The organism is Sphaerotilus sp., assembly GCF_041083715.1.
Classification (GTDB): Bacteria; Pseudomonadota; Gammaproteobacteria; order Burkholderiales; family Burkholderiaceae_C; genus Sphaerotilus.
The window spans coordinates 1-10,127 of the sequence record NZ_JBFPGY010000160.1; the positions used below are offsets into that span (position 1 = coordinate 1).

Annotated in this window: 8 protein-coding genes; 4 read left to right on the forward strand and 4 right to left on the reverse strand. The window is 69.7% G+C overall.

All coding sequences use genetic code 11. From position 1 onward, the window contains the following. Positions 1-261: 261 nt before the first annotated feature. Positions 262-1,221 (forward strand): Bug family tripartite tricarboxylate transporter substrate binding protein, encoded by a 960-nt coding sequence (locus tag AB3X43_RS07270; protein WP_369429191.1) that lies wholly within the window; start codon positions 262-264, stop codon positions 1,219-1,221. A gap of 27 nt (positions 1,222-1,248) precedes the next feature. Here AB3X43_RS07270 and alaC read toward each other — a convergent pair whose 3' ends face one another. The 4 genes from alaC to AB3X43_RS07290 all read right to left on the reverse strand — a co-directional run bounded on the left by alaC (position 1,249) and on the right by AB3X43_RS07290 (position 4,178). Beyond that, a complete protein-coding gene (gene alaC / locus AB3X43_RS07275) occupies positions 1,249-2,463 on the reverse strand; it encodes an alanine transaminase (protein WP_369429192.1) in 1,215 nt (404 codons plus the stop codon). A 110-nt stretch (positions 2,464-2,573) separates the two neighbouring features. Beyond that, complete coding sequence (locus tag AB3X43_RS07280) at positions 2,574-3,206, reverse strand: LysE family translocator (protein WP_369429193.1); 633 nt, start codon at positions 3,204-3,206, stop codon at positions 2,574-2,576. Positions 3,207-3,216: 10 nt separating this feature from the next. After that, a complete protein-coding gene (locus tag AB3X43_RS07285) occupies positions 3,217-3,657 on the reverse strand; it encodes a GNAT family N-acetyltransferase (protein WP_369429194.1) in 441 nt (146 codons plus the stop codon). 32 nt (positions 3,658-3,689) lie between these two features. Continuing rightward, positions 3,690-4,178: an Lrp/AsnC family transcriptional regulator gene (locus tag AB3X43_RS07290; RefSeq protein ID WP_369429195.1), complete on the reverse strand. Its 489-nt coding sequence runs from the start codon at positions 4,176-4,178 to the stop codon at positions 3,690-3,692. Between the two features lie 134 nt (positions 4,179-4,312). Here AB3X43_RS07290 and AB3X43_RS07295 point away from each other — a divergent pair, with 134 nt between their 5' ends. From AB3X43_RS07295 to AB3X43_RS07305, 3 genes are all read left to right on the forward strand, one after another. After that, positions 4,313-7,918 (forward strand): indolepyruvate ferredoxin oxidoreductase family protein, encoded by a 3,606-nt coding sequence (locus AB3X43_RS07295; RefSeq protein WP_369429196.1) that lies wholly within the window; start codon positions 4,313-4,315, stop codon positions 7,916-7,918. 83 nt (positions 7,919-8,001) lie between these two features. Next, a complete protein-coding gene (locus AB3X43_RS07300; protein ID WP_369429197.1) occupies positions 8,002-9,318 on the forward strand; it encodes a type II toxin-antitoxin system HipA family toxin in 1,317 nt (438 codons plus the stop codon). Between the two features lie 7 nt (positions 9,319-9,325). Beyond that, positions 9,326-9,628, forward strand: a complete 303-nt coding sequence (locus AB3X43_RS07305; RefSeq protein WP_369429198.1) for a helix-turn-helix domain-containing protein — start codon at positions 9,326-9,328, stop codon at positions 9,626-9,628. Positions 9,629-10,127: the final 499 nt, after the last annotated feature.

Here is a 10,127-nt window from a genome sequence, read left to right on the forward strand (position 1 = left end):
TGGCCACTGGCGACGAACTGCCGCGAGGTGGCGAGCATGCCGGCGATCAGCAACCGAAGCTCGTCCGACCGATGCACATAGAGCCACGCCATCCCTGCGCCGTACACCAGGCCCAGCGTGAGGCAGGCCAAGCCACCGCAGCCATGGGGCCGAGAGCGTCGGCTCCGCCATCACCAGCAGCAGGGCGGACAGGAATGTGACCAAGTCGCTGACGGCACAGGCATTGCATGGCCCTTCGGAACATTGCCCACCGGAGACCCCATGCGCCGCCGCCCCTTGATCGCCTTGACCCTGTTCGCCGCCATCGCGTCCGGCACCCCGGCCGCGCACGCCTGGCCCGACAAGCCGATCCGGCTGGTCGTCACCTTCGCCGCCGGCGGCGCCAGCGACATCGTCGCCCGCGTGATCGCCGAGCCGCTGTCCAGGGCGCTCGGCCAACCGGTGGTCGTGGACAACAAGCCCGGCGCTGGGGGCACCATCGGTGGCCTCGACGTGGTGCGTGCCGCACCGGACGGGTACACGCTGATGCTGTCCAACTCCACGCCCACGTCGATCGGCCCCTTCACCGTGCCGAAGCCGCCCTACGACCCGGTCAGGCAGTTCACCCACGTGGCGATGCTCGGCGTCGCACCCGTGCTGATCATGGCCAATCCGAAGAGCGGCCCGGCGACGCTGAAGGACCTGCCCAGGGCCGCTGCCACGCCCGGCTACGTCTTCGGTTCGGGCGGCCCTGGCTCGATCGGCCACATCGTCGGCGAGATGGCCAAGGACGCGATGAAGATCGAGATGGCGCATGTGCCCTACCGCGGGGGGGCGCCGATGACCACCGATCTGATCTCGGGTCAGATCCCCGTCGGCATCGACGTGATCACCGCCTTTGTGCCGATCGTCAAGTCCGGCCAGATCCGCGCGCTGGCCGTGACGACGCCCACGCGCTCGCCACTGCTGCCGGACGTGCCGACGGTGACCGAGCTGGGCCTGCCGCAACTGGTGGCGGAGAACTACTTCGGCGTCTCCGGCCCGGCTGGCCTGCCGCGCGAGGTGACCGAGCGGCTGGCGCGCGCGCTGGCCGAGATCGAGTCCGACCCGGCCATCGTCAAGCGCTTCGCCGAACTCGGCATCACGCCGCGCAAGGCGACGCCGGCCGAGTTCACCGCCTTCGTGGCCAAACAGGTGGCGGACTGGCAGCCGGCGATCAAGGCCGCGGATCTGAAGCCCTGAACCCGGTGGCGCAGGGCATCGAGGCCGTCAGCTGTCCTGGCCGTCGGCCTTGAACATCGCCTTGATCCCGCGCACCGCTTGCCGGATCCGCCCCTCGTTCTCGATCAGCGCGAACCGCACATGGTCATCGCCGTGGTCGCCGAAGCCGATGCCGGGCGACACGCAGACCTTGGCCTTCTCCATCAGCAGCTTGGCGAACTCCAGCGAGCCCATCGCCGCATAGTGCGCTGGGATCTTCGCCCAGATGTACATCGACGCCTTCGGGCACTCGACCGGCCAGCCCGCCTCGCGCAGGCCCTTGACCAGCACGTCGCGGCGCTTCTGGTAGGTCGCGGCGATGTCCTTGACGCACTGCTGATCGCCTTCCAGCGCGGCGATGGCGGCGACCTGCAGCGGCGTGAAGGTGCCGTAGTCGTGGTAGCTCTTGATGCGCGCGAGCGCGGCGACCAGATCGGGGTTGCCGACCATGAAGCCGATGCGCCAGCCGGCCATGTTGTAGCTCTTGCTCAGCGTGAAGAACTCGACCGCGATGTCCTTGGCGCCCGGCACCTGCATGATCGACGGCGCCTTCCAGCCGTCGAAGCAGATGTCGGCGTAGGCGAGGTCATGCACGACGAGGATCTCGTGTTTCTTGGCCAGCGCGATGACCCGCTCGAAGAACTCCAGCTCGACGCACTGCGCCGTCGGGTTGCTCGGGAAGCCGAGCACCATCATCTTCGGCTTCGGGTAGCTGCCGCGGATCGCCTTTTCCAGCTCGGCGAAGAAGTCCACGCCGGGCACGTTCGGCACCGAGCGGATGTCCGCGCCGGCGATCACCGCGCCGTAGATGTGGATCGGGTAGCTCGGGTCGGGGACGAGCACGGTGTCGCCCCGGTCGAGCGTGGCGAGCATCAGGTGCGCCAGCCCTTCCTTCGAGCCGATGGTGACGATGGCTTCGCTGTCCGGGTCGATGTCGACGGCGTAGCGGTCCTTGTACCAGTGGCTGATCGCGCGGCGCAGACGCGGGATGCCCTTGCTGGCCGAGTAGCCGTGGGTGTCGGGCCTTTGCGCGACCTCGGTGAGCTTGGCGACGATGTGCGCGGGGGTGGCGCCGTCGGGGTTGCCCATGCTGAGGTCGATGATGTCCTCGCCACGGCGGCGGGCGGCGAGCTTCAGCTCGGCCGTGATGTTGAAGACGTAGGGAGGAAGGCGATCGATGCGCGCAAAGCGGCGCTTGCCCGAAGTGGAGGCAGGAGAAGACATTGGCAGTGGCTTTCACGTGAGCGCCCGGAACCGTCCGAGCGACGTTGGCTGCAGGGCAGCCGGGGCCATGTTAGCAGCGGAGCGGGCGTGTTTGCCATCCCATCCGCGGCTTACCGTATCGCCGCGACCACCTGCCACAGCGCCAGCCCCGCCAGCATCACCGCCGCGACCCGGTTGATCCTGCGCCGCCATGTGCCATCCAGCCGTGCCCGCCAGCGCCCCACCCCCGCGCACAGCACCCCCCACCACAGCGCCGACCCGCAGAACACGCCGGCGATCACCGGCCCCGGGGCCGCCGGCATGGCGCTGCCCGCGGCGAGCGCGCCGAAGATCGCCATGAACGAGAAGATGGTGGACGGGTTGGACAGCGTCAGCACGAAGGTGCCGGCGAAGAGCTGGCCGAGCTGCCCTCCGTCCGGCAGTGGCGCGGCGCGGGCGGCCGGTGGTGCGCGCCACAGCGACCACGCCATCCACAGCAGCACCGCGCAGCCCAGCACCAGCAGCACCGGCCGCGCCTGTGCCAGCGCGTCGATCACCAGCCGCGAGCCGAAGGCGCCGAGCGCGCCGTAGCAGGCGTCCGCTGCTGCCGCGCCCAGCCCGGTGGCCAGGCCGGCGCGGGTGCCCCGCTCCAGCGTGCGCTGGATCGTCAGCAGGCCGATCGGCCCCACCGGCGCGGCGATCGACAGGCCGATCCAGAGCGACTGGAGAAACAGCGGCCACGGGGCAGGCGAAGCGACGTCCATGGCACGGGCCTCAAGCCATCCGCTGGCGGTACTGCACGAAGCCGCTCCTGTCGGCGATCCGGTCGTACAGCTGCATCGCGTCGTGGTTGGTCTCGTGGGTCAGCCAGTGGACACGCGAGGCCCCGGCCCGCGCCGCCTCGGCGTAGACATGCTCGATCAGCGCCCGGCCGATGCCCTGGCCGCGGTGCTCGGGTGCAGCGTAGAGGTCCTGCAGGTAGCAGTAGTCGCCGGTGGTCCAGCAGCTGCGGTGGAAGATGTAGTGGACGATCCCGACCAGTTGGCCACCGAGTTCGGCGACCGCGCAGTGCATTGGCTCGTCCGCCGTGTGGAAGCGCTGCCACGTCCGGTCGGTGACGTGGTCGGGCAGGTCGGCGCGGTAGAACGCCTGGTAGCCCTTCCAGAGCGGGAGCCACTGGGCGTGGTCATCGGGGCGGGCGGGTCGGATCAGCATGCGGCACCTTGGAACCTTCAGGTAGGGGGATGTCATGGTAGCGAGCCGCCCGCCGGCACCTCGATCGGCAGCCGCCCCTGCGCCTTCACCTCCCGCAGCACCATGCTCGACTGCACATGCGTGACGCCAGGCAGCTTGAACACCGTGTCGTGCAGGAAGCGGTCGTACGCCTTGATGTCGCGCACCAGCACGCGCATCACGTAGTCGCTCTGCCCGGTCGTGCTGTAGCAGCTCACGATCGGCGGACAGGCGGCGACCTCGCGCTCGAAGCGCTGCACCGTGTCCTCGGTGTGCGGCGACAGGTTGACCTCGGCGATCACGCACAGCCCGAGCCCGACCTGCTCGCGGTCCACCAGCGCGGTGTAGCCGGTGACGACACCGCGTGCTTCCAGCTCGCGCAGCCGCTTCCAGCACGGGGTCGTGGACAGGCCCGTGCGCTCGGCGATCTGGGCAATGGACTGGCGCGAGTCGCGCTGCAGCTCGGTCAGGATCAGGGCGTCCCGGCGGTCAAGTTCATTCATTCGCATGTCTCCGCAGCAATGGGTCTGCACATTCCAATTTATAGCGAAACCAAGGGAAGAAAAGAACCAATCGACGGGCGCTGGCCTCTAAAGTTTTCCGACAAGAACGATCCATCCGATCGACGGAGACTCGAATGACCGCCCTGCTGAACCCGGCCCCTGCGCTGCGCACCGACTACCGCCTGACCGACAACCTGTGGGGCACCACAGGCACCGTGTTCCTGACCGGCACGCAGGCACTGGTGCGGCTGATGGCGATGCAGAAAACGCTGGATGTGCAGCGCGGTCTGCACACCGCCGGCTTCATCAGCGGCTACCGCGGCTCGCCACTCGGCATGGTCGATCAGCAGGTGTGGAAGGCGCAGCCGCGGCTGGATGAACTCGGCATCCGCTTCCTGCCGGCGATCAACGAGGAGCTGGCCGCCACCGCCGTGCTCGGCACACAGCGTGTCGAGTCCGACCCGCAGCGCACGGTCGAGGGCGTGTTCGCGCTCTGGTATGGCAAGGGACCGGGCGTGGACCGCGCGGGCGACGCGCTCAAGCACGGCAACGCCTACGGCTCGTCCCCGCACGGCGGCGTGCTCGTCGTCGCGGGCGATGACCACGGCTGCGTGTCGTCCTCGACGCCGCACCAGAGCGACCAGGCCTTCCAGGCGTGGAGTGTGCCGACCGTGTCGCCCGCGACGGTGGCGGAGATGCTGGAGTTCGGGCTGTACGGCTGGGCGCTGTCGCGCTTCTCGGGCGCGTGGGTCGGGTTCACGGCGCTGTCGGAGGTGGTGGAAAGCGGCACCACCGTCGATCTCGACCCGCTCGCCCAGCGCGTGTCGGCCTGGCAGGACGGCGACACCGTGCGCGCCCGCACCGGCTACACACCCCCCGCCGACGGGCTGCACTACCGCTGGCCCGACCTGCCCTCGCTGACCATCGAGGCGCGGCTGCACGCCAAGCTCGACGCGGTGCGCGCCTTCGCCCGCGTCAACCCGATCGACCGCACGGTGATCGCCTCGCAGCGCGCCACGTTCGGCATCGTCACGGCCGGCAAGGCGCACGTCGATCTGATGGAGGTCTTCCGCCGGCTCGACCTGTCGCCGGACGATCTCGCCGCAGCCGGCCTGCGGCTCTACAAGGTCGGGCTGACCTACCCGGTGGAGCCGACGCGGCTGACCGACTTCGCCACCGGACTGCGCGAGATCCTCGTCATCGAGGAAAAGGGGCCGGTGGTGGAGACGCAGTTGCGCGAGCTGTTCTACAACGCCTCCGCCGACCAGCGCCCTGCCCTCCTCGGCAAGCGTGATGCGGCTGGCCAGCCGCTGGTGTCGGCGCTTGGCGAGTTGCGGCCGTCGCGGCTGATCGAACTGGTCGCGCGCTGGGTGGCCGAGCGGTTTCCGGCGCTGGACCGGCGCCACCTCGTCGTCGATTTCACGCTGCCGGCGCTGCTGCACAACGACGCGGACGGTGTGCGGCGGGCGCCGTATTTCTGCGCCGGCTGTCCGCACAACACGTCCACGAAGGTGCCCGAGGGCTCGCGGGCGCAGGCCGGCATTGGCTGCCACTTCATGGCGACCTGGATGGACCGCGACACCGAGGGCCTGATCCAGATGGGCGGCGAGGGCGTGGACTGGGTCTCGCACGCGATGTTCACCCGCGAGCCGCACGTCTTCCAGAACCTCGGCGACGGCACCTACTACCACTCCGGCTACCTTGCGGTCCGGCAGGCGGTGGCGGCCAAGGCGACGCTGACCTACAAGATCCTCTACAACGATGCGGTGGCGATGACCGGTGGCCAGCCGGTGGACGGCGTCACCAGCGTGGACCGCATCGCGCGGCAGGTCGAGGCCGAGGGCGTGCGGCAGGTGGTCGTGCTGAGCGACGACATCACCAAGTACGACGGCCAGCATGGCCAGTTCCCGCCCGGCACCACCTTCCACGACCGCAGCGAACTCGATGCCGTGCAGCGCCGCCTGCGCGAAGTGCCCGGCGTCACGGTGCTGATCTACGAGCAGACCTGCGCAGCGGAAAAGCGGCGGCGGCGCAAGAAGAAGGAACTGGTCGATCCGCCGAAGCGCTTGTTCATCAACCAGGCGGTGTGCGAGGGCTGCGGCGACTGCACGGTGCAGTCCAACTGCGTCGCCGTGCTGCCCGAGGAGACGGCCTTCGGCCGCAAGCGGCGCATCGACCAGTCGAGCTGCAACAAGGACTACGCGTGCGCCAAGGGCTTCTGCCCGAGCTTCGTCGGCGTGGTCGGCGGGCGGCTGAAGAAACACGTCGGCACGCTGGTCGGTGCGGCCGGCGCGGACAGCCCGTTCCGCCGCCGCATCGACGCGCTGCCGCTGCCCGCCGCGCATGTCTGGGCGGCGCCCTACGACCTGCTCGTCACCGGCGTCGGCGGCACGGGCGTGGTCACGGTCGGCGCGCTGATCGCGATGGCCGCACACCTCGAAGGCAAGGCGGCCAGCGTGCTCGACTTCATGGGCTTCGCGCAGAAGGGCGGCGCGGTGCTGAGCTTCGTGCGGCTGGCGGACCGGCCCGAGCGGCTGCACCAGGTGCGCATCGATGCGCAGCAGGCAGACGCGCTGCTGGCCTGCGACCTGGTGGTCGGCGCTTCGGCGGAGGCGCTGCAGACCGTGCGCCACGGCCGCACCCGCGTGCTGGCGAACACGCACGAGACGCCGGTCGCCGAGTCGCTGCACAACCCCGATGCGAGCCTGAAGGCGCCGCTGCTGCTGCAGAAGATCGAACACGCGGCCGGCGCCGGGCAGGTGCGCACGCTGGATGCACAGCGGCTGGCGCAGGATTTCCTCGGCGACGCGATCGTGTCGAACATCGTCGCGCTCGGCTTCGCGTGGCAGGCCGGGCTGGTGCCGGTGAGCCTGGCGGCGATGCAACGGGCCATCGCGCTGAACGGCGTGGCGGTGGAGAACAACCTGAACGCCTTCGCGCTCGGGCGGCTGGCGGCGGCGGACCCGGTGGCCTGCCGCGCGCTGCTGGACGAGCCGGCCGAGGACGCACCCGCGGTCGAGCCGCTGGAGGCGCTGATCGCCCGTGGCGTGGCGCACCTCACCGGTTACCAGAACGCCGCATGGGCGCAGCGCTGGCACGCACTGGTGGACGAGGTGGGCGCCGTCGAGGCCGGTCTGCCGGACAGCGCCGCCCGGCCGCTGACCCGCGCCGTCGCGACGCAGGCGCTGCGGCTGATGTCCTACAAGGACGAGTACGAAGTTGCCCGGCTCTACACGGACCCCGCGTTCCGGCAGGGGCTGGAGGCGCAGTTCGAAGGGGACTTCCGGCTCGAATTCCACATGGCCCCGCCGCTGCTCGCCCGCCCGAAGGACGGCCAGCCGCCGCGCAAGCTCCGCATCGGCGCGTGGCTGTTGCCGGCGATGCGCTGGCTCGCCAAGGGCAAGGTGCTGCGCGGCACCGCGTTCGACCTGTTCGGCCACACGGACGAGCGCCGCACCGAACGCGAACTGATCGCCCGCTACGAAGCCCGCGTGCGCGAACTGCTCACCGCACTGGCGGCGGATGCCTCACCAAAGCAGCGTGCGCTGGCCGTGCAGATCGCCAGCGTGCCGCACACGGTGCGCGGCTACGGGCATGTGAAGTTGGCCAACCTCGCGCTGGCGCGGGTGCGGGAGGCGGAGTTGCTGCATCGCTTCGATCCGGTGGGTTATCCACAGCCTGCAGGGGCGGGCTTGCCGGTGGCGGGGCAGTTCAAGGGGATTCGGGTGACGGCGGGGTGAGCGGGGGGATTTTCCTCAATCGCACAGATATCTAGTTAGATCAGATGGGATTAACCGTCTTGAATGACTAGAATTCTGTGCAAATGAATCCTGACTGCACGATCCAGCTTTTCACTGCAGGCGCCTGGCGCGACGTGGGCAGTGTCAGCCTGTTTGCACCTCCGCAGCAGGGCTGGCGCGCTCGCAGCTACACCGGGTACGACGTGGCCTGGGCTGTCGAGCATGAGGGCGCGCGCGATGCCCATGCGTTCACCTGCCGCTTTCCGGTCGGGCTTGCACCCCTGGAATTGCCGCACTGGCCAGTGTTCCTGATCGACCTGTTGCCGCAAGGTTTCGGCCGGGAGGAGATGCTGCGGCGGCTGAACCTGCCGGAGACGGCGGCCGAGCCGGCGGATTGGCCGCTGCTGCTGGCTGGGGCGGCGAATCCGGTCGGGCACCTGCGCATCCGCGAGGCGGCCGAGTGGCTGGCCGACCGGGCGGGTGAGTGCTGCGGCTTCACGGATGCAGAAGTCGCCGAGCGCGGTGGCGACTTCACCGATCACCTGGGGGCACATGGCCTGTTCGTGGCGGGTTCGTCTGGTGTGCAGGGCGAGTGGCCGAAGCTGCTGCTGACAAGGGCAGCAGATGGCCTGCTGTACCTGGACCACACGCTGCCCGACGCCGAGGCGCACATGCACTACATCGTCAAGTTCGGCCGGGGGCGCAGCGAGCCGCTGGCCGAGATCCTGCGCCACGAGGCGGTCTACATGGGGTTGGCGCAGCGGCTCGGGTTGCGGGTGCATGCGCCGCTGGTGCTGCGCGAGCGGGCGTTGTTCATCCCCCGGTTTGATCGCCGCGTCGGTGCGAACGGGGTCGAGCGGCTGGCCCAGGAAAGCATCGCCTCGCTGACCGGCACAGCCGGGTTCGGTACCGCACCGAGCCATGACGCGGTCTGTCGGCAGCTTGTGCGGCGCTGCACAGATCCACAGGCCGAGGTACTCGAATACCTGCGGCGCGACGTGGCGAATCTGGCGCTGGGCAACAAGGACAACCACGCCCGCAACACGGCACTGCAGCGGGATTTCAGCGGGCACGTCGCGCTGTCGCCACTGTTCGACTTCGCACCGATGTTCCTGCACCCGGATGGCATCGGGCGGCGGATGCGCTGGGTGGACAACGATGCGGGGCGGCCGGACTGGTCGCGGGTGCTGGATGCCGTTTGCCAGGACAGCAAGCCTGGGCCGGACAGGCGACACGCGGCGCTGGACCGCACGCTGTTGCGCGACGGGCTGCGGCAGATGGCCCCGACGCTGGCTGACATCGGGCGCGAGGGCGAGGCGATGGGGCTGTCTGCAGCGGTCCACACCCTGCTGCGTTCCGGGATCGAGTCTCTGGCCCGCCAGCTCGACGGACTGCGCTGAACCGACCATGGACAAGCGCTACCACCCTCTACCCGTCAGCGAACAGGTGCGGCTGCGCCGCCAGGCCATCGAGGCCGTGCTTGCCCACCCCGAGTGGACGCTGGCCGACGCGATCCGCCACCTGAAGACGACCATGCGCCTGACCAGTGCCGAGCTGGCGAGGCTGGCGGGTGTTTCGCACCGCACGGTGCAGGACATCGAGCAAGGCCGCAGCGAAGGCACGGTGCAGACGATGAACCGGCTGCTGGGGATCGTCGGGCTGAAGCTGGGGGTGGTGCGGCGGGTGTCGGGGGATCAGGGCGGGGATTGATCGGGCCACTGCGTCCGTTCAAGACCCGATAGAAAAATCCCCAACTGAGGACTTGTCGCCCGCACTTTCCAAGGTACCGGAGAGAGGGAAGGAGGGAGCGAAGGGGCAAGCCTCGACCCAGCACGCCGCGGCGGTGAAGCCAAGCAGGCGCGTCGGGCTGGCCCCTGGCGGAACGGCGTGACGCGCACCATCGGTCGGTCAGTCGGTCGCTACGGGGATCGCGGGCGGTTTCGACGCCCGCGACAGGCTGCATTCAAGGCCCGAACGCCCCACCACACCCGTTGCAGCTCGCGCCTCTGGGTCGCCGGTCTCGTGGTTCCCGCTCTACCGGCGTGGGTGGCCCGCACGCCGAGCCGGGACGCGCACAGGGGGCGACAAGTCCGTGGAAGAGAACCCCTGTGGCGTGACGTGCAAGCGTGCGAGCGCCGACGTGCGCCCCGCAGTGGGGGCGCTCGGTGTCGGTCAGTCCGTCGTGGGCGGGGTCAGCTCAGGCGGGGTG

Excerpts from the sequence above, each read along its gene's own strand:
- AB3X43_RS07270 (WP_369429191.1), top strand. The coding sequence starts at position 262 with ATGCGCCGCCGCCCCTTGATCGCCTTGACCCTGTTCGCCGCCATCGCG.
- alaC (WP_369429192.1), bottom strand. The coding sequence starts at position 2,463 with ATGTCTTCTCCTGCCTCCACTTCGGGCAAGCGCCGCTTTGCGCGCATC.
- AB3X43_RS07280 (WP_369429193.1), bottom strand. The coding sequence starts at position 3,206 with ATGGACGTCGCTTCGCCTGCCCCGTGGCCGCTGTTTCTCCAGTCGCTC.
- AB3X43_RS07285 (WP_369429194.1), bottom strand. The coding sequence starts at position 3,657 with ATGCTGATCCGACCCGCCCGCCCCGATGACCACGCCCAGTGGCTCCCG.
- AB3X43_RS07290 (WP_369429195.1), bottom strand. The coding sequence starts at position 4,178 with ATGAATGAACTTGACCGCCGGGACGCCCTGATCCTGACCGAGCTGCAG.
- AB3X43_RS07295 (WP_369429196.1), top strand. The coding sequence starts at position 4,313 with ATGACCGCCCTGCTGAACCCGGCCCCTGCGCTGCGCACCGACTACCGC.
- AB3X43_RS07300 (WP_369429197.1), top strand. The coding sequence starts at position 8,002 with ATGAATCCTGACTGCACGATCCAGCTTTTCACTGCAGGCGCCTGGCGC.
- AB3X43_RS07305 (WP_369429198.1), top strand. The coding sequence starts at position 9,326 with ATGGACAAGCGCTACCACCCTCTACCCGTCAGCGAACAGGTGCGGCTG.